Source organism: Schaalia sp. Marseille-Q2122, assembly GCF_903645355.1.
In the GTDB taxonomy this organism is placed as follows: domain Bacteria; phylum Actinomycetota; class Actinomycetes; order Actinomycetales; family Actinomycetaceae; genus Pauljensenia.
Genome location: NZ_CAHJXR010000002.1, coordinates 1 through 18,516, shown reverse-complemented (window position 1 = coordinate 18,516; position 18,516 = coordinate 1). Strand labels below are relative to the sequence as shown.

The window sequence follows — 18,516 nt, the reverse complement described above, 5'->3', positions numbered from 1 at the left end:
AGATTCTTAGGGTCAGCTTCCCCAGCGATTGTAGCAAGGGGCCGCGTGCTGGCTTGAGGGCGTGTGTGAGTGCCACTTACGCGGAGGGAAGGCACTCACGTTGCACCTGTTGTGCCTCGTTGCACCTGTTGCCCCGTGTTGCACCGGTTGCGCCTGGTTGCACGGCTTCCCGTTGCACCGCTTGCGCCGGGTTGCACCGGTTGCGCCTGGTCGATCGAAAAGCTCCGGACCCGGCGCATCCAGTGCAACCAGGGCACACCAGTGAAATCAGAAGGCATTCGTGCGTGTGCACTCATTCAGCGAGGCCGTGTTGCTTCAGTCAGCTTCTCCGCAAGAAGATCAACTGGGAGTTCTCCGGCTGCCACGGCGATCACTAACTCATAGGCTTCATCATCGGAGAGGCGAAACTCGTAACCATTCAGGTCATAGAAGACAACTGTCGCTAACCAGCCAAGTCGCTTATTTCCGTCAGCAAGCGAGTGGTTCCGCACCAGAGACTCAAGAAGAGCCGCAGCCTTTCGGTGAAGCGTCGGGTAGACATCCTCGCCATACAGGTTGGTACGCGGGCGCATCATCGCCGCTTCTAGTAGGCCAAAGTCTCGGATCGGTCCCACACCAAGACGCTCAACGAGATAGAAAAGATCTTCCCGTGTGAGGAACTCAGTCATTTTCCAAGGCGCTCCAACACATCCGCCCAGCGCTCAAGACCCCGATCGGTGGCCTGGGCTACACGAGTCTCATGCGCCAACCTCTGTGCACTTTCTTGGATGGCGCGCACTGTTGCCTCACGCTTGCTTACTCCTTGCTGTTCGGCAAGAAATACGAGAGCAGCGTCTTCTTCTTCGGTCAGTCGTAATGTCATCGCCATAGAAAAATGATACCGATGTGATACCAGTATTTCCCGGTATGAGGCAGAACAACGCAAGCATGAGGACCTCACTGTTATGCCTGGATGGGTAATACAAAGTTTTTCTACAGCACAGTTCTGAGAAGGGTACATCAGGACACTGACTTGTTTGTTGGAACTCTGCGCTGTGCATGGCCTCACGTTGCACCTGTTGCCCCGGGTTGCACCGGTAGCGCCTGGTTGCACGGCTTCCCGTTGCACCACTTGCGCTGCGTTGCACTGGTTGCGCCGGGTCGATCGAAAAGCTCCGGGCCCGGCGCATCCAGTGCAACCAGGGCGCACCAGTGCAACCAGACGCAGTTAGTGGGCGACAACCTCCACCTCAGCACCCGCCTCCTGCAATGCGCGGTAGGCAGGAACAAGCACCTCCAGCGATGCGCCCTCCATGACGGTGACAGGCGCCTGATCGGCAAGGTCCTTCGCCCCTTTCAGGTCACATCCACAGTGGGCAAACAATGCCTTCACCACCGCCACAGGCGCGGCGCCCACCGCGCGCAACACCAGGTCCGCAACGGCATCGTCCGGAAGATCAGCCAGAGCATCGGGCACAGCATCAGACACAGCTACATCGGAGGTTACGGCGCTTTCAGCCGGAGCCAATATGGTCGTCCCTCCGGCCATGGACACCTCGCGCGCGAACTGACGTCCCTCGTCTGCCCTCACTGCGCGAAGAACAACAGCGGGGGTGCTATCAACGCAGGCCTTTGCCTCAATAAGGCTCATGCCAGAGGCTGCCATCATGACCTCGATCACCTTCGCAGGGCTCTCGCCAGCATCCTTGAGCGTCATGTCGACAAGGGCATCTGCCGGAAGGCCACCCATGGGTGACGCACTCAGACTCGCCTCCACACGAGCACTGTCCGAAGACATTGCGCTTCCCCAAGCCGTGACGCTTTCCGCCCTTTGCCTGCGGAAAGAACTTTCCTCAGCGGCGTGCTCTTCAGGAGTTGGAGGAATGCCTCGCACAGAGCGGGAGAAAAAGTTCTTCAGCGAGTCAAGAAACGGAGCCACAGTGATCCTTTCCAGTCTTTCAATAACAGGATGCCTTTTGAGGCTAGCAGGTGACTCTCCTCCTTTGCCCCTCGTGCCCACCCCAGAGAAAATGACTCTGCCGCACTCCCGAATGTGGGGAGTACGGCAGAGCATCAGTGAGTCAGCAGTATTGACTTGGGGGCGGCTTCAGTTCACGGGAGCCAGTCCGTCGAGGCCTGCGCCGCTTGTCGAGGCCGACGCCGCATGCCGAGGCCGGCGCCGCTTGTTGAGATCAGTGACGTCCGTCGAGGTCGGCGCCGCTTGCTGAGGTCAGTGGCGTCCGTCGAGGCCGGCGCCGCTTGCTGAGATCAGCGCCGCTTGCCGAGGCCACCCCTCAGTCGAGATCCTCGTCCGATTCGGCATCCTGAGAATCATCATCACTGTCGTCAGTGTCAACGTCCTCTTCGAGGCCGTCTTCCTCAGCAGCCTCGTCCTCGTCCCACTCTTCGTCCTCGTCATCCCACTCGTCTTCATCCCAGTCCTCATCCTCTTCGGGATGACGGTAGGGGTCCTCCTCACCGGCGTAGGACGCGCCTTCAGCCAGCTCAGCGATCTGAGCGTCCTTCAGGCGGGCAGCCGTCAGCACATCCTCCAGGGAGGCGGCAGTTTCAGGCAGGGCGTCGAGGATGAACTCCAGGGTGGGGGTCAGGCGGATACCCAGGGCCTTGCCCACCTCAGAGCGGATAATGCCCTTGGCGGATTCGAACGCACGAGCCGTGCCCTTGCGTTCCTCCTCATCACCGAAGACGGTGTAGAAGATCGAGGCGTGCTGGAGGTCACCGGTGACGCGCACGTCAGTAATAGTGACAAAACCCAGGCGAGGGTCTTTAATGCGGCGGCCCAGCATACCGGCCACGGTCTGGTGAATACGATCTTGAACCTTGCGCACGCGCGATTCGTCAGCCACGAGTGCCTCCTTCCTTGTCAACACCCCAGAAGGTGTCTCAACTATCTGCGGTGTTTTAAGTGGTGCGGTGCCCCGCCAGCCCGGAAAACTGGGTTGGCGGGGCACCATGTGCTAGGGACGCTCAGTGTCATCCGCCCACCGGCGGACACCACTGGCGATCAGCCGATAGCGACCGATCAGTCGCGAGCCTTTTCGCGCATCTCCCAGGTCTCAATGACATCGCCTTCGGCGATGTCCTTGTAGCCCAGGGTGATACCGCACTCGTAGCCCTCGCGGACCTCGGTGACGTCGTCCTTCTCGCGGCGCAGGGACTCGATAGAGAGGTTCTCTGCCACCACAACGCCGTCGCGCACCAGGCGGGCCTTGGTGCCGCGCTTGATGGTGCCCGAGCGAACGATAGAGCCCGCGATGTTGCCGAACTTGCCGGAGCGGAAGACCTGACGAATCTCGGCGCTGCCCAGTGCGACCTCTTCGTAGATCGGCTTGAGCATGCCCTTCATCGCGGCTTCCACGTCGTCCAGAGCGGAGTAGATGACGTTGTAGTACTTGATCTCCACGCCCTCGGCGTCGGCGAGTTCTTGAACGCGCTCGGCCGGGCGGACGTTGAAGGCGATGATCACGGCGTTGTCGACGGTTGCCAGGTTGACGTCGTTTTGCGTAATGGCACCCACACCGCGGTGGATGATACGCAGTGCGACCTCGTCGCCAACCTCGATGCGCAGCAGGGAGTCTTCCAGGGCTTCCACAGCACCGGAAACGTCACCCTTGATGATGAGGTTGAGGGTATCAACCTCGCCTTCCTTGAGGACCTTATCGAAGTCCTCGAGGGAGACGCGCTTGCGACGCTTGGCCAGCAGAGCCTGACGCTCGGCGGCTTCACGCTTGTCAGCGATCTGGCGCGCGGTGCGGTCATCGGGGGCAACCAGGAAGGAGTCGCCTGCGCGGGGCACGGAGGTCAGGCCGAGCACCTGCACGGGGCAGGAGGGGCCAGCCTGCTCAACCGACTTCCCGTCGTCATCAAACATGGCGCGGACACGGCCGTAGGAGGAACCCACGACGATGGCGTCACCAACGCTGAGGGTACCGCGCTGCACGAGCATGGTTGCCACAGCGCCGCGGCCCTTGTCGAGGTTGGCTTCAATGGCCACACCACGGGCGTCAGTATCGGGGTTGGCCGACAGTTCCAGCGAGGCGTCAGCGGTCAGCAGCACGGCCTCAAGGAGGTCGTGGATACCCTTGCGCTGCTTGGCCGACACGTCAACAAACATGACGTCGCCACCGTATTCTTCGGCCACGAGGCCGTACTCGGTGAGCTGTGCGCGGATCTTGTCGGGGTTGGCTTCTTCCTTATCGACCTTGTTGACGGCCACAACGATGGGCACCTCGGCCGCTTGAGCGTGGTTGATTGCTTCCACGGTCTGAGGCATGACGCCGTCATCAGCGGCGACAACGAGGATGGCAATGTCGGTGACCTTAGCGCCACGGGCACGCATAGCGGTGAAGGCCTCGTGACCGGGGGTATCGATGAAGGTGATGGGGCGGGGCTTGCCCTCAACGTTGACGGTGACCTGGTAGGCACCGATGTGCTGGGTGATGCCGCCATGCTCAGTGTCGACCACGTCGGTGTGACGGATCGCGTCAAGGAGCTTGGTCTTACCGTGGTCGACGTGACCCATGACGGTGACGACCGGCGGGCGGGGCTGCATGTTCTCGATATCGTCGAGTTCTTCAGCCTCAAGGTTGATGTCGAAGGTTTCGAGGAGTTCGCGGTCCTCGTCTTCGGGGGAGACAACCTTAACGTCGTAGCCCAGTTCAGCGCCGAGTGCTTCGAAGGTGTCCTGATCCAGGGACTGGGTGGCGGTTGCCATTTCGCCCAGGTGGAAGAGGACGGTCACGAGCGCCGCGGGGTTGACGTTGATCTTTTCAGCGAGGTCAGCAAGGGATGCACCCTGGCGGATGCGGATTTCCTGGCCGTTGCCGCGAGGAATCGACACGCCACCAATGGTGGGTGCATTCTGCTGCTCGAACTCTTGACGCTTCGCGCGCTTCGACTTGCGTCCGCGCTGGCTGCGGCCACCGCCGCCACGACCGAATGCGCCGGGCGTGGAGCCGCGTCCACCGCGACCTGCACCGCCGCCGGGACCACCGGGGCCACCCGAACGGGGGGCGCCAAAGCCGCCACCAGCACCTGCGGTAGCGCTGGGGCCACCTGCGCCGGGGCGAGGAGCGCCACCGCGGCCGCGGCCGCCGCCAGCGCCGCCACCGGGGCGTGCGGGACGATCGCCGCCGGGGCGAGCGAAGTTTGCCTGGCCGGGCATCATGCCCGGGTTGGGGCGAGGACCAGCGGAGCGGCCGCCACCGGGGCGAGGAGCGCCACCGGAGCCGCCGGGACGTGCAGGACGCTCACCCTGAGCGGGGCGAGGACCGCCAGCGCCGCCTGGGCGCGGGCCACCGGAGCCACCGGAGCCACCGGGACGGGGGCCGGGGCGAGGACCGCCGGAACCGCCGGGGCGAGGCATGCCCTGGGAGGATGCGTAGGCTGGGCGGGGCCTGCGGGCGTGCGCCGGGGCGCGGCCGGGCCGGGAGCGCGCCTGCGGCAGGCTTGGGGCTGGGGGCGGGAGCCTCGGGGCTTCAGCCTTCTTCGCGGCAGCGCGAGGGGCGGGCTTGGGGGCGGCAGGCTTCTTGTCTGCTGCTGCAGGAGCCTCTTGTGCCGGGGCAGCGGGCTTGTCTGCAGGCTTGTCGGCGCTGCTCTTGTCGGCGGGTGCCTCGGTGGGCTCTGCCTGTGCTGCAGCCTTCTTGGCGGGAGCAGGCTTGGGGGAAGCGGCCTTCTTAGCGGGCTTTGCTTCTTCCTTGGCTGCTTCAGCCTTGGGGGCCTGCGCGGCGTAGTGTTCGCGCACTGCTCGTTCGACGGGGGGCTCGAGGGCAGAGGAGGCCGCCTTGACGTACTCGCCTGCTTGTTCGAGGTGTGCAAGGAGTTCCTTGCTGGTGATTCCGAGCTCCTTGGCGAGCTCGTGGACACGCGTTTTTGCCACTTTTCTCCTGTTCGGGGGCGTCTCCCTCCAAACAGGAGACGCGTCACTGATATTGCTGGCAGCTCATCGCTGGGTACTCATCGGGTGCCCATCAGCTTCCAACCCGCTTCCATTACTCATGCGTAGGCGCCGGTGGCGCCTCTGACAGTGCCGCGAGGGCGAGCTCGTGCCAAAATTCCTCGGTGGGCGCTGGTGCGCCGACGGGAAGTTTGAGCAGACGAGGCAGTGCCCGTCGTTGCTTGGCTCCGGCCACGCACTCGGGTGCGGGGTGCACCCATGCGCCTCGGCCGGGTAGTGCTCGCTGCCTATCCACCACGAGGTGGAGGTCAGCGTCGGCAACCACGCGAATCAGCATGTTTCGCGAGGTTTTGCCCCCACATCCTGCGCAGGTGCGCTGCGGTGTCACCGGTGGGTGACCCTCAGCCTCTCGTTCAGCAGCAGTCCGCGGGGCGGATGTTTGTGAACGGTCCTTCACAATATGCGGGCACACAATTTCCTTAGTTTAGCCCAGGTCTTCAGGCATCTCACTCATCGACTGTGAGCGACTGGTCACGTCATCAGGCATTGAGGTGCGCGACGCGGCGATTTCTTCGCCGTTTTCCGTGTCAGAGTGGATGTCAATGTGGTAGCCGGTCAGGCGGGCGGCAAGGCGGGCGTTTTGGCCTTCCTTACCGATGGCCAGGGACAGCTGGAAGTCGGGCACGATTGCTGTGGCCGTCTGATTTTCCACGGAGTGAACAACCACGCGGGTCACGCGGGCGGGCGAGAGGGAGTTGGCGACGAAACGTGCTGGGTCAGCGGACCAGTCGACGATGTCGATCTTTTCGCCACCGAGTTCGTTCATGACAGTGCGCACGCGAGCGCCCATGGGGCCAATGCAGGCACCCTTGGCGTTGACGCCCTCACGCTGTGCGGCGACGGCGATCTTCGTGCGGTGTCCGGCCTCGCGGGCGATGGCCTTAATGGTGACGAGGCCTTCTTGAATTTCGGGCACTTCACGCTGGAAGAGGCCAAGGACAAGGCCCGGGTGCGTGCGCGAGAGGGTGATGCGGGCGCCGCGGTCGGTGCGTTCAACGGAGACGACGAAGGCGCGGATGCGGTCGCCATGGCGGTAGGTTTCGCCGGGGACCTTTTCTTGGTCGGGCAGCACGCCCTCGACGTCCTCGGAGAGTTTGACCATGGTCAGGCCGCCAGCGCGGCTTTGTTGGACGACGCCGGTGACGATCTGGCCGGTGCGGTCGGCGAAGGAGCCGAGCACGCGGGCGTCGTCAGCGTCACGCAGGCGCTGCATAATGACCGAGCGCGCGGTGGCCTGGGCGATGCGGCCAAAGTTGCGGGGGGTGTCATCGAATTCGCCGATGGGATTACCGTCATCGTCTTCTTCGGTGGCCATGACGGTGACGCGGCCGGTGCGCTTGTCGATTTCGATGCGGGCCTGGCTGATGGCGCCAGGGATATTGTGATAGGCCTTGAGCAGCGCTTCTTCAATGGCGTCGACCAGGGTTTCCAGGGACACGCCCTTTTCCTGCTCGACCATGCGCAGTGCTGTCATATCGATTTCCACGGTCGCCTCACTCCTCCGAGTTCAATTCGACGCGCGGGCGCGCCTTCTTCACGTTTGCGTAGGAAATAGTAGTCGAAACGCCGTCAACATCAAGTGTCGCGTGTTCCTCATCGGCCTCAAGTAGACGCCCTTGAAGGGTGGAGCCGTCGCGCATCTTGGCGCGGATGAGGCGGCCAATCTGCTTGCGCCAGTGGCGTGGTTGGGTCAGTTCGCGTTCTGCGCCGGGGGTGGAGACTTCCAGCAGATATTCACCGTCAATGGGATCTGCCACATCCATGGCCTTCGATACGGCGCGGGAGACCTCGGCGAGGCGGTCGGAGTCCACTCCTGTTTGCCCTTCGGGGGCATCAACGATGACGCGAACGAGGGCCATCGTCCCCTGCTTGGCTTCGATGACAGCGTCAAGTTCGAGCCCGTTTTCTGCCACGACCCCGGCAAGAAGGGCTTCGAGTCGTTCAGAATTGTGGCTGTGAGCCATGGGATGCTCCTCATTGTTCGTTGGCGACACACGCTAACCTCCCATGGTACTCGCGTTGAGCGTGGGATGATCGACGGGTGAGTGTCTCAGCATCCCCTTCCCCAGCAGCGAATCGTCCCCTGTCATCCTCTGGCGCGTTTGCGGCGCCCTCGTCGGCACAGCTCGGACGCTCCTTGGGGCGGGCGGCGCTTGCCGTGCTCTGCGCAGCGTCCCTGGGCGCCTGCGCCACCCTCGTTCCCACGATCACTCCCCTGCCCGAGATGAACGAGGCCGCTGCCCTTCGCGACCAGGTGGCCCGTCACGAGGCCGCCAGTGTGGAGCGCGCCACCCAGCTTTCCTCCAAGGCGAGTGCGTGCGGAGATTGCCAGAGCGCTAGTTCAGCCCTGGTTGAGGGGGCGCAGGCTCGTCTGGAGACGATTGGTGGATTGTGGGAGCCCTGGCCTGCTGACACACCCCAGTCACTCGTTGAGATGCCGACCCCGGTCGCTGAGGCGCCTCTGTCCCCTGCGGCTTTCGCGCAGTGGCTGGAGGCGACTGCCCGCCACGATATGACGAGTGTGCTGGCCGCTCACCGCACCTCCCCTGAGGCTGTCACGAAGGAGCAGGCGGTTCCGGTGGTGACTCTTGCTGCTGGTCGCGCAATGGATGCGTGGGCGCTTGCTCAGGCCTATGGGGTTGATCTTGAGGATTCTCCCGCCCAGTTGGGCACCCTCATTGAGCGTGCAGCTCAACTCAAGGCCCACCCCTCCAGTGCCCCAGCTACCGCCTGGGCGCTGTCTGCTGAGGATTTGTCTTCGGAGTGGGCAGATTTGCAAGCCCAGGAGAGCTTCAGTGAATCCCTGCGCGAGGCTCTGGCTGCTTCCCCTGAGGCAACTGCGGCTGTTCGGACCTGGGATTGCGTTGCTCAAACCCTTCCCCACATGGATATTGCTGTTGCTCCGGTGGGTGATGCAGAGCTCTATGCTGATGCTCTGCTCACGCGTTCGACGGAGCTGCTGAGCAAGGGCGCTACTGATGAGCGCCAGCTGCGCTGCGAACTGGAGGCGTCGAACGCTTCATCTCTGGCTCAGCAGGTCGTTGCTGCTGATATTGCTCTGGCCTTGTCGTCTTCGGAGTATGTGAGCGCTCTTGGTGTGGAGCTCTTGCTTGCTGATGTGCAGCAGTGGCGCTCCGTTCTCTCTTCTGCCGACGTGGCGGCCTTGCTTGCCCGCTAGGTGCGCTCCTGTGGTGCGAATGCTTGGGCGTGCCTGAGCTCGTGCGCGGCGGGTTTTAGTCGTCGGCGGGGAACCACGTGTCGAGGCCGTCGGCGGCCCCTACCCAGTCGAGGGCGGTGGCCATTTCTTCTTCGGTCATGAGGATGCGCTGGAAGGTTTGGGCGATTTCTTCTTGGCGTTCGGGGCTTGCGTTTCCGGTGAGGATCAGGTGGGTGAAGGGATCTTCGGTCCATATGCCTGCTTGTCCGACCGAGGCTGAGGGCCCGTTGGCTTCCCAGGTGCAGATTTGGCGGGGTCGTGAGGGCAGCCAGAAGCAGCCGCGTGCGCAGATGTCGGCGGCGCTGAGTTCTTTGGCCCATTGGGCGAGGCGTTCGGGGTGGAAGGGCCGTTCGGAGTGGAGGTCGAGGGTCCATACGCCGTTGTCGGTGGGTCCTCCCCATGCTTGGGTGCTGGTGGGGTGGATGCGTCCGATGGCGTCGTTGGCGTCGTGGCGGTGTTCGAAGAGGAGTTCTGCGGTGAGTTCTTCGAGGGTGTTGATGCGGAGGGTGTCGAGGGGGCGTAGGTGTTCGACGAGGTCGGAGCCTGCGGGGTCCTCTCCCAGGGCGATGATGATGTCGGCGTAGCCGAGGGAGACCATGAGGACTTCCCCGGCGCAGCGTTCGTCCTCGTCAATGACGGCTAGACCCTTGTCGTGCAGGAGGGTGTGGGAGAGGAGGTCTTCGCAGGCGGTGGTGACGTCGACGCTGTGCGCGACGGCGCGCAGGCTGATGGGGAGTTCTTCAGAGTCGATGATGTCGGCGAGTGTGGGGACGAGGCTGAGTGCTTCGATGGCTGCGGGGAGGGCGAGGAGGAGGCGTTCGCAGCCGAGGTCTGCGAGTTCGATGATGGCGGGCAGGATGCCTTCGCGCATGGAGCAGGTGACGCAGGGGTGGGCGAGGGGGATTTCTTCGCTGCCGGAGTCTCCCTCGGGGGTGGTGAGGGTGAGGATGACGCTATGAGCGGTGAGTTCGACGCTGAGCGTGTGGCAGGCGCCGTGGAGGGTAAGGGCGGTGATGTCGCGCATGAGGGGGTGAAGGCTGGTGAGGACGCTGAGGTGCATATGCGGTCAACCTCTCACTTTCCTGACTTGATGATAATGATTATCATTAGTAAAACAGAGGTAGGGCGAAAACGCCAACGTCAGAAAGGCCACTATGAGCAACTACTGCCAAGTCACAGGAGCACAGCCCTCCTTTGGCAACAACGTCTCCCACTCCCACCGGCGCACCCGCCGCCGCTGGGACGTCAACGTCCAACGCAAGCGCTACTGGGTGCCCTCGCTGGGCCGCCACATCACCATCACCGTCAGCACCCGCGGCATTAAAACCATCGACAAGCAGGGCATCGAAGCCGTCGTCGCCCAAATGCGCGCACGAGGAGAACGCTTCTAATGGCACAAAAAACAACCGCCCTGCGCCCCATCATCACCCTGGAATCCACGGCAGGCACCAGATACCGCTACGTCACCCGCAAGAACCGACGCACCACCCCTGACCGTATGCGCATCCGCAAATATGACCCCATTGTCCGTCGGCACATTGAATTCGTGGAGACCCGCTAATGGCAAAGAAATCCAAGATCGCCCGCAATGAGCAACGCGCAGCCGTCGTCGAACGCTACGCCCTGCGTCGCTCCCAACTCAAGCGAGACAGCATCAACCCTCACCTGTCCGCCGAGGAACGCGCAGCCGCCATGACTGCCCTGCACGCCCTGCCTCGCGACGCCTCCCCCACCCGCCTGCGCAACCGAGGCTCCAGCGACGGACGCCCCCGCGGGTTCCTACGCAAGTTCGGCCTCTCGCGCGTCCAGTTCCGCGAGGCCGCCCTGCGTGGCGAGCTGCCCGGCGTCACCAAGTCCTCCTGGTAAGCCCTCCCCTCCCCCGACGTCCCCCTTCACGCATCACGAGGGCGAGGCGTCAACCTCGTCATACGACAGAGAAGCGCACACCTCAGACCTGAAAGAACACGATGAAACCCGATATCCACCCCGACTACCACCCCATCGTCTTTCGCGACCGCCAAGCGAACTTCCAGTTCCTCACGCGCTCAACGATGACCTCCGATCAGAGCATTGAATGGGAAGACGGCAACACCTACCCCGTTGTCGATATTGAAATCTCCTCCGCCTCCCACCCCTTCTGGACGGGACGCCAGCGCCTCATCGACACCGAAGGCCGCGTGGAGAAGTTCTACGCCCGCTACGGACAGCGCCAGAACTGACCATTCCGACACGAAGGACACCACCATGAAGGTTCGAGCATCCATCCGCTCCCTGGCCAAGCAGCCAGGGTCAATGGTCGTGCGCCGACGCGGCCACACCTACGTCATCAACAAGAAAAACCCGCGCCTCAAGGCGCGCCAGGGCTAACACACAGCTGGCCGGACGCACTGAGTGCCTCGACCCAATTGGGTCGAGGCACTCAGTGCGTCTATCAGCAATCCCTTGAGCAAACGCTCAGGAACGTCGCCGAGTCCTCAGGGTCGAGCCCACCCCAAGCAGCAGAGCCGCACAAGCAACCACAGCGAACGTAGAGGCACCCGTGGAAGCCAAGCCCTTCGCCGAAACAGTATTCCGATGGGGAACCACCGTACCTGCGGCCGTAACGCTCTCCTTCTCCTGACCGGCCTCGGAAGGCCGCGCAGGAACATCCTTTGCAGGCGAGCTTTCCTTGACTGTCACCGGGGTCTCAACCACGCGGCTACTTGTCTTCCCCACCGCGTGAACATGATGCGCACCCGCACTCGCGCCAGCAGGCAGCGTCAGAAGGACACGGAACGCTCCCGACGCATCTGCTTGAACATCCATGAGATGGATCGGGGTCGAATGGAGGAACAAGGAAACGGTCTCTCCCGGCAGGAAGCCCGCGCCGACGGCCTCAAACTGCGCGCCCGCAGGAAGAGCTTTCTCCGACAGCTTCAGGGCAGGGCTATGCTCCTCAGAGCCCCCAGGTGCAGCGGGAGGCTCAGGTGTCGCCGGAGGTTCAGGTTTCGCCGGAGGTTCAGGTTTCGCCGGCGAATCGGGCGCCGCCGGATCAACCGGATCCGTCACACCAGGCACCGGCACAACCTTCGTGCCGCGCTTAACCTGGCGGGTAAGCATCGCGCGCACCTCTTCACGTTTCTCGCGAGCCACACCCACGGGTCGGCCGTCAAGCGTGGGCTGAATGATGGTGATACGCACCTCGCCGGCCACGCCCTCGCGAATCACTTCTTCCACGCCAACGGGCAAGGTCGGATCGAGGATCACCTCATCGACTACCGGGATCTTCTCAGTACGAACCGAGCGTTGCTCACCGGCAACCGGAATCGGCTTCACACCCCGCTTAATCTGACGCTTCTGCATGGGGGTCGTCACCGTTTCAGTGACGCGAGCCTCACCATAGGGCACACCATCGCGCGTGGGCTGAATAGTGGTCACGCTCTTGCGCCCCTCCACACCAGCGAAGACCTCCTTCGTGGTGTTGACGAACATCTCTGGATCGTCAATAAACTCATCCTCAATCGGGATCGCCACCTCAACCGTCTGGCGATCCTCACCCTCAACGGGCACATGCGGCGGCGGAGCAGGAGCGGTGTAGCGATTATCGAACTCGATCCGCTCCACCGGCACGTCCTGACGAGTGAGAGTACTGGTCACGACGAACGCTGTCGGATCCGCATCCGACGGAGTAACCACCAGTCGTTGGACGATAGGGGTCGCATCATAGGTGACACCGGCCTGCTCGCCCACGACCTGACGGTAACGGAACAGGTAGGTGCCCGGCTTCGTGAAAGAGATCGCCGGAAGCTGTGCGCGGCCCTGCACGAAAAGGATCGGCTCGGCCGACACGAGGCTATGGCCGGTAGCATCATTGGCCGGATCAGACTCGACGGTGAAGGCAAAGCCCTGAGCGTCCGTCGGCAGGGCAGCGCCTGCCTCGTTCCGGTAGCTCACCGAAACCTCCGGCCTCACCTGAGCGCGACGTTCCTTGATCGCATTAGCGAAAGTGAGGGCGGCGGCCTCGGCCTTCGCCTTACGGAAGGAGACGGTCGGCGTCAGGCGCACCACACCGTTCTCGGCAGGTGGCAGTGCAACGTCAGCAGCCGGAGCGGCTACGGTGACAACGACCGTGACAGGTTCAGGATCGTGGGTGACATCGCCGCGGCCACCCGGCACCTGCGTGACCGTGAATTCGTAGGTCCCAGGGCGCGTGAAGGTCCACGAACCCAGATCGAAGCGCCCGTCCTCGCTGACCTTGACGAGGGCCTCGGGAATGCCCGAATATGCGCCCTCGGCGTTATCGGGGCGCGGCGTGACCTGCACGCTGAAGTCCTCACCGCTAAAGGGACGAGAGTGCGTCCCCTCGCGCAAGGTGAGGGTACCTGCGATCGGAGCGACCCAGACCATGCGATCAGAGTAGATCGACGTCCTAAAATCCTGGGTCTGAGCAATGTATGCCTGGAGGATGCGCTGCTTGAGGGCGCGCGTCGCCAGCACGTCAGCGGCGAATGCGGTGTGAGGACGCGGGTGGGCGATATTGCCCTCCATCTGCGCAATGTCATCAGCAACAGCCCTGTCCATCGCCTCTTGCATGGCCTGCGCATTAGCGAAACCAGGGATGGGCGCCAACTGCTCGAGCTTGTTCACGCGGCGCTCAAACATGGCCTTCTTGAAGGCGGCCATAGAGCCACCGTGATCGCTCAGGATCGCCGTCAAGGCAGTGCCGTCATTGGGGTATTGATTGGAGACATAGGCGATCAGGCCCTTCTCCCAACCGTATTCGGCGAGAAGCTCATGGGCGTAGCGACGCAAGAGGACACCGCCCACATTGCCGCCATCATTTTGCATGCCAGCATAAATGGGCTCAAAGAGGGGGACGATCACGTAATCGTTCCGGCCCACCGACACCGTTGAGCTGGCGCGCCCCTTGGGCAGCAGACGGCCCGATACCGCGCCAAGGTCAATCATGTCCTCAAGGCTCTTCAGGGCGGTTGCCTCGTCAATGCTGATCCGCGAGAAGGTATCGAAGGAAGCACCAGGGTGCCTGTTGTCAGGCTCAAGACTGACCTTGTTCAGCGCAATCGCGCGCTTGTCTGGCGCCTGCTTGAGGATGCTGCGAGCCTCCATGGCGTCCAGGGAATACAGCACGTCCATGAGGCCACTCATGTAATCCTTCACGTCACCGGGCTGCTGGAAGCGTGTCGGTGAGGCGTTCTGCAGGCGACCTTCGCCCAGCTCATAGGCGGTATTCAGGCTGAAGTAGGGGGTGTAGTAACCTTCCTTCGCGCCGGGAGTGTTATTCTCCGTCTCGTACAGGCCTCGGGCGAAGTCCTCCGGGCCGGTGCTCGGGCGACGCCCATGTCCGTTAAACCAGATGGTCTCGTCGTAGATGTGGGTCAGTTCGTGGGTGTAGGTGTTCACGCCCGGCTGGCCCAGAGCATCTTGGGAGTAGAAACGCATGCCGGTCTTGCCGGTCGCGTGAGCTTGGAAGTTCTTGTAGTCCGTGTACAGATACAGGGGCGAGAAGAAGTCACGCACACCCGGGTCTGCCGCATCGCCATAGCGAGGCGACCAGCGTTCACGCGGAGTGTTTCCGGTTTCTTCGCCGCGTTTCATGGTGTCGAGGACGACGACGTGACCGCGTCCTTGCTTGTCGACCTGGTCGAAGGTCTGCGACATGCGCGACCAGAAATCCCAAAAGGCTTGTTGCTCGGCCAAGGTTTGTCGAATCAAGGGGCGTAGGCGCGGGTTGTCGGCGCCGCCATAGGTGCTGGTCAGACCAAATTGTACGGTCTGCTCCGTGCTTGCCACGTAGACACTGCCGGATTCAATGGCCATGAGCGGCAGGAGATAGTTCCTCAGCAGATTGAAGGGTTGGCTGCGGTTGGCGAACTTGGAGAACAGTGAGGTGGAGCCGACTTCTTCGATCACTGCTGGTGTCTGGTTCCGGAGCCATTCATCGGGTGTCCTGGTGTCACCTCGGGAGGTGAGCAGGTGGGTGATGAGCTCGGTGATATTTGCCTGCCCGGTAATGGGGCTGAGGTGGCGAGTGTAGGTTTCCTCGGTGCGGGTTGCCATGAGTCCGGTTTGGCCGCCCCGGCCGATCGCTGCGAGCAGAGCGAGGATCTTTTTCCAGCGGAAATCGAATTCGGGCGCTTTGTCGATGAGAAGGTCATAGACGCGCTCGCCCTTGACCTCGAAGCCGTAGTAGTGGGTGAGGTAGGCCAAGCCGAGAAGGATAGGGAGCTTGTCACGGCGCAGGTCGGCGGCGGACACCCGTCCGGGTTCGGATGCTTGGATGATCCGAGGCATGAGGGTGTCGAGTTGCCCGTTGAGCGCGTCGAATGCTCGCTGGAGTCCAAGCTCTGCTGCGAATCGTTCCTGAGCTTTTGTGCGGATCTGCTCTTCGGTGGGAGAGGTGATGCCTTCGGCTTTGAGGAGTGCGATGAGTTCTGTTCGAGCACTGTTGCCGATGTAGACCGACATCGTGTCGATTGCTTCACGGTAGCTCGCGCTTGTGTACTCGCTCCTGACCTGCTGCCACAGGCTTTGAGCTTGCGGGCCTGGCGTGTTTGAGGCGTGGGCCGGGGATGCGGGCGTAATGACTGCCATGGTCACGAGAATGGCAGAGATTAAGGGGATGGCGATGAGGCGCATCATGCGGCGAAGCGAGGGGGCTGACCGGGTGGTTAGCCTTACCTCTTGCGAGGATGAACTCACACGAACCTCCGGAACGGAAGGAAAAAGATGATGGAACACCCAGATCCTACCAACGTTTTCTCAGCTTTTTTACACTGATTTTTCACATTCTGCGGGGTTTCAGAGCGGGACATCGAAGGAAAAGTAAAACCCCGGCCGTCTGGCCGGGGTTTTTGTGGCTCCTGCGGTTGGACTCGAACCAACAACCGTCCGATTAACAGTCGGATGCTCTGCCATTGAGCTACGCAGGATTGCAGGAATGAATATAGCGAGTTTTTGGGAGGCAACGCAAATCCATAAATGTGGCGCTCGCCTCACCGAAGGTTTTTCCCTGCAATCAGGCCATTTACTGGCGTTCTAGTCGAGGCCAACCCCTTCTCGAAGACGTCGTTCGAGGGCGTCAGCTTGAGCCTGACCCTCGCGACTCAGGGGGCCATCTGCCGTCAAAATCGAGAAAAGGTGACCATCTTCACGGCGGCGGATCTGCGCAACCACCTTCGTACCGTTCTCTACGACGATCTGCTTATGCATCACCATTGAGTGATCGACAGCCTCGGTCATTGCCCGCATGAAATCGGCGGGATCTTCTGTGACCGTGTGGAGCTTCCACGCTGCCCGTTGCGGGTCAACCCACGCAATCCGCAAGCTGCGATCCTCACCATTCCAACGGGCGGATTGAACCTCGTACCACATACCTGAATCCCTCACGCCCTGCTCTGAGGCGAGAATCAACGCGTGCCGACCAGCCACCACCCACTGATCGCACTCAACTTCAGCTGCCGGAGCTGAACGATCAAAGGAAGGCAGATGTCGAGAAACAGGTGTTGGTGCAGATAAGGGACTCATGCCATTAGAGTACCTTCAAATACTGAGAAGTCCTTGAAAACGACGTGCATAGCGGGCAAGTCCACTACGCCCCACCCCAAAGACACAGCTTCACACGTTTTCAATATCCCGGCCTGCACCCTGTACCCTAGAAGGGCCCTCATAGCTCAGTCGGTTAGAGCAGCGGACTCATAATCCGTGGGTCGCGGGTTCGAGCCCCGCTGGGGGCACCGTACGACATTCAGGCCTTATCACCGCCACTGCCGAACTTCTGGAACTTCAAAGACAAAGGACGCTTCCTGCCTAATATTCTCATTCAGGAGAGGCGCTACTGCCTGAATACGCCTCTGATTAGCTCTCCAGACAGCCATTTCGCTAGCAGTCCCATATTTTTGCCCCACTTCAAGTGCTGCGAGCACTTCCTCTTTAGAAAAAGGTTCCTCCCCCGAATACGCATCGTACAGGACTCTCCCGGATCGAAGAATCACTGTTAGTCTATCGATCTCCCCACTGACAATCGCTTCTGAAATTGTCAGAGGAATTCCTCTCCACGCGGCATCATGAGCTTCAAGAGGAGCCCAGCGTGCGGGCTTCTTTTCGTGAAGAGCGCCAATATATCGCATCACACATCCTTGCCATGAAAAAGCTCTCGGCACAGCGAGGACAACCAAATGAGTGGAAAAGCCATGAGAAGCAAAAGTCGATAGCGTTCCCACAGTAACCTCAGGCCGCCGCATCGTCCCTTCAACAATAACGCTCACCCTATGCGCACACGCCCAGTCCAAAGAACGCTCAACCAGAGCCGCCGAAAGTTCTGCGGTCTCACGCGGATATACTTCAGGGTCAGGATCGTTGATGAGCCAGTGATAGTCAGGGTGGAACATCCGTAGCGAATCGCCGTTTATTTCAAAGAGGGGCACTCGTGATTGATACTCGCGTTTCATTCTCGTCAACGTCCGAGATTTCCCAGCTCCAGGCTGTCCACCAACGCTCACTATGACAGGATTATCCTGACTATTGAGAGAATGCAGCTTCGTCTGATACAGACGAGAGAATGCTTGATCAATAACGCCTCGACTCACTAGGCTAGAGTATCAGCGCCTTCGCATATTCGATATCTGTTCGAATTTGGTCCCAGCGCTTCATGCATTCACGCATTGCTCTGATGTCATCAAGACCAACACTGTCCTTCTCTGCCATAAGCTGCACCGAACGATTAGTCCAATACTCTCGCTGCTCCTCATTAGGGGCTTCATATGACAGCTGGGTAAATACGGCATCTAATGCATACATTGTTTCAAGCATGACATCGTAGACGGTCACGCCATCTTGGGCGAAATACACCTCCTCCCCTTCTTGCACAGCATCGAGCTCACGCAGTTTCGCATCGATCGCCTCACGGATCACCTCACTGGCAGTCACTCCCTGCCGACGGGCCTCTTCATCCAAACGATCATTGATCTCTTCACTCAGTCGAACCTGCCGTTTGGGCGATGCGCCGCTTCCTTTAATCCCTAGGCGCTTGCGCCCACGATTCTTGACTGATGCCGTCGACATCTGTTTTCCTCTCACACTCTTCTCTTCGATTCAGAGTCATTAGTGTAGTACACAAATGCAGGCCTGCGTGCCGCAGCTCCCAAAACACGCCAATTCCAGGTCTTTACAAGGCAACTTCCAGACTCGCGAGCGCAATGCCTGCCCACACGCTTACCCGCTCAGCCCCGCTCGTAGCCCGAATACCGCTGGCGGCGCTGCTCAATAACCATGAGCTGACGGAATACCCCGTCATAGCCCTCATCCTCAGGCGAAAGGCGCTGCAACTGCGCCCGCAGGTCAGCAG

General features: G+C 61.4%; 19 protein-coding genes and 2 tRNA genes. 7 read left to right on the top strand and 14 right to left on the bottom strand.

From position 1 onward, the window contains the following. Nucleotides 1-296: 296 nt before the first annotated feature. The 8 genes from HWX48_RS01050 to rimP form a co-directional block, all read right to left on the bottom strand. Nucleotides 297-668 carry a type II toxin-antitoxin system death-on-curing family toxin gene (locus HWX48_RS01050; protein WP_175953814.1) on the bottom strand — a complete coding sequence of 124 codons (372 nt, stop codon included), beginning with the start codon at nucleotides 666-668 and terminating at the stop codon, nucleotides 297-299. After that, nucleotides 665-862 (bottom strand): CopG family transcriptional regulator, encoded by a 198-nt coding sequence (locus HWX48_RS01045; protein ID WP_254872896.1) that lies wholly within the window; start codon nucleotides 860-862, stop codon nucleotides 665-667. The genes HWX48_RS01050 and HWX48_RS01045 overlap by 4 nt, the downstream gene beginning before the upstream one ends. A gap of 345 nt (nucleotides 863-1,207) precedes the next feature. Further along, nucleotides 1,208-1,777 (bottom strand): ribosomal protein L7/L12, encoded by a 570-nt coding sequence (locus tag HWX48_RS01040; RefSeq protein WP_175953810.1) that lies wholly within the window; start codon nucleotides 1,775-1,777, stop codon nucleotides 1,208-1,210. 496 nt (nucleotides 1,778-2,273) lie between these two features. Then, the gene (gene rbfA / locus HWX48_RS01035) at nucleotides 2,274-2,846 is read right to left on the bottom strand and encodes a 30S ribosome-binding factor RbfA (RefSeq protein ID WP_175953808.1); all 573 of its coding nucleotides are present in this window, start codon (nucleotides 2,844-2,846) and stop codon (nucleotides 2,274-2,276) included. Nucleotides 2,847-3,022: 176 nt separating this feature from the next. Further along, entirely contained in the window at nucleotides 3,023-5,878 is a 2,856-nt protein-coding gene (gene infB, locus HWX48_RS01030) for a translation initiation factor IF-2 (protein ID WP_175953806.1), read from the bottom strand. A 112-nt stretch (nucleotides 5,879-5,990) separates the two neighbouring features. Further along, complete coding sequence (locus HWX48_RS01025) at nucleotides 5,991-6,284, bottom strand: YlxR family protein (protein WP_368483974.1); 294 nt, start codon at nucleotides 6,282-6,284, stop codon at nucleotides 5,991-5,993. A 96-nt stretch (nucleotides 6,285-6,380) separates the two neighbouring features. Next, on the bottom strand, nucleotides 6,381-7,442 hold the full coding sequence (gene nusA / locus HWX48_RS01020) for a transcription termination factor NusA (protein WP_175953802.1): 1,062 nt from the start codon (nucleotides 7,440-7,442) through the stop codon (nucleotides 6,381-6,383). 7 nt (nucleotides 7,443-7,449) lie between these two features. Beyond that, nucleotides 7,450-7,920 carry a ribosome maturation factor RimP gene (gene rimP, locus HWX48_RS01015; RefSeq protein WP_175953800.1) on the bottom strand — a complete coding sequence of 157 codons (471 nt, stop codon included), beginning with the start codon at nucleotides 7,918-7,920 and terminating at the stop codon, nucleotides 7,450-7,452. 77 nt (nucleotides 7,921-7,997) lie between these two features. Here rimP and HWX48_RS01010 point away from each other — a divergent pair, with 77 nt between their 5' ends. Beyond that, nucleotides 7,998-9,134, top strand: coding sequence for a hypothetical protein (locus HWX48_RS01010; protein WP_175953798.1), 1,137 nt, complete (start codon nucleotides 7,998-8,000; stop codon nucleotides 9,132-9,134). A gap of 55 nt (nucleotides 9,135-9,189) precedes the next feature. Here HWX48_RS01010 and HWX48_RS01005 read toward each other — a convergent pair whose 3' ends face one another. After that, a complete protein-coding gene (locus tag HWX48_RS01005) occupies nucleotides 9,190-10,233 on the bottom strand; it encodes a GTP-binding protein (protein WP_175953796.1) in 1,044 nt (347 codons plus the stop codon). Between the two features lie 94 nt (nucleotides 10,234-10,327). On the opposite strand from HWX48_RS01005, the gene rpmB reads away from it, so the two are divergent. The 5 genes from rpmB to HWX48_RS00980 all read left to right on the top strand — a co-directional run bounded on the left by rpmB (nucleotide 10,328) and on the right by HWX48_RS00980 (nucleotide 11,540). Then, nucleotides 10,328-10,564 (top strand): 50S ribosomal protein L28, encoded by a 237-nt coding sequence (gene rpmB, locus HWX48_RS01000; protein ID WP_175953794.1) that lies wholly within the window; start codon nucleotides 10,328-10,330, stop codon nucleotides 10,562-10,564. After that, complete coding sequence (gene rpmG / locus HWX48_RS00995; RefSeq protein WP_175953792.1) at nucleotides 10,564-10,734, top strand: 50S ribosomal protein L33; 171 nt, start codon at nucleotides 10,564-10,566, stop codon at nucleotides 10,732-10,734. Before rpmB ends, rpmG begins: the two co-directional genes overlap by 1 nt. Further along, nucleotides 10,734-11,039, top strand: a complete 306-nt coding sequence (rpsN, locus tag HWX48_RS00990; protein ID WP_175953790.1) for a 30S ribosomal protein S14 — start codon at nucleotides 10,734-10,736, stop codon at nucleotides 11,037-11,039. Before rpmG ends, rpsN begins: the two co-directional genes overlap by 1 nt. Before the next feature lie 101 nt (nucleotides 11,040-11,140). Then, nucleotides 11,141-11,392, top strand: a complete 252-nt coding sequence (locus HWX48_RS00985) for a type B 50S ribosomal protein L31 (protein ID WP_175953788.1) — start codon at nucleotides 11,141-11,143, stop codon at nucleotides 11,390-11,392. Nucleotides 11,393-11,417: 25 nt separating this feature from the next. Further along, entirely contained in the window at nucleotides 11,418-11,540 is a 123-nt protein-coding gene (locus HWX48_RS00980; protein ID WP_124868117.1) for a ribosomal protein bL36, read from the top strand. 87 nt (nucleotides 11,541-11,627) lie between these two features. Here HWX48_RS00980 and HWX48_RS00975 read toward each other — a convergent pair whose 3' ends face one another. The 3 genes from HWX48_RS00975 to HWX48_RS00965 all read right to left on the bottom strand — a co-directional run bounded on the left by HWX48_RS00975 (nucleotide 11,628) and on the right by HWX48_RS00965 (nucleotide 16,697). Then, entirely contained in the window at nucleotides 11,628-15,872 is a 4,245-nt protein-coding gene (locus tag HWX48_RS00975; protein WP_175953786.1) for a ZmpA/ZmpB/ZmpC family metallo-endopeptidase, read from the bottom strand. Nucleotides 15,873-16,027: 155 nt separating this feature from the next. Then, a tRNA-Asn gene (locus HWX48_RS00970) sits at nucleotides 16,028-16,102 on the bottom strand. A gap of 106 nt (nucleotides 16,103-16,208) precedes the next feature. Further along, nucleotides 16,209-16,697 (bottom strand): hypothetical protein, encoded by a 489-nt coding sequence (locus tag HWX48_RS00965; RefSeq protein WP_175953784.1) that lies wholly within the window; start codon nucleotides 16,695-16,697, stop codon nucleotides 16,209-16,211. Nucleotides 16,698-16,832: 135 nt separating this feature from the next. On the opposite strand from HWX48_RS00965, the gene HWX48_RS00960 reads away from it, so the two are divergent. Beyond that, nucleotides 16,833-16,906, top strand: a tRNA-Ile gene (locus HWX48_RS00960). Nucleotides 16,907-16,927: 21 nt separating this feature from the next. Here the strand turns inward: HWX48_RS00960 and HWX48_RS00955 are convergent. Both HWX48_RS00955 and HWX48_RS00950 read right to left on the bottom strand, forming a co-directional pair. Then, nucleotides 16,928-17,758, bottom strand: a complete 831-nt coding sequence (locus HWX48_RS00955) for a zeta toxin family protein (RefSeq protein ID WP_175953782.1) — start codon at nucleotides 17,756-17,758, stop codon at nucleotides 16,928-16,930. 4 nt (nucleotides 17,759-17,762) lie between these two features. Continuing rightward, entirely contained in the window at nucleotides 17,763-18,233 is a 471-nt protein-coding gene (locus HWX48_RS00950; protein ID WP_175953780.1) for a CopG family transcriptional regulator, read from the bottom strand. Nucleotides 18,234-18,516: the final 283 nt, after the last annotated feature.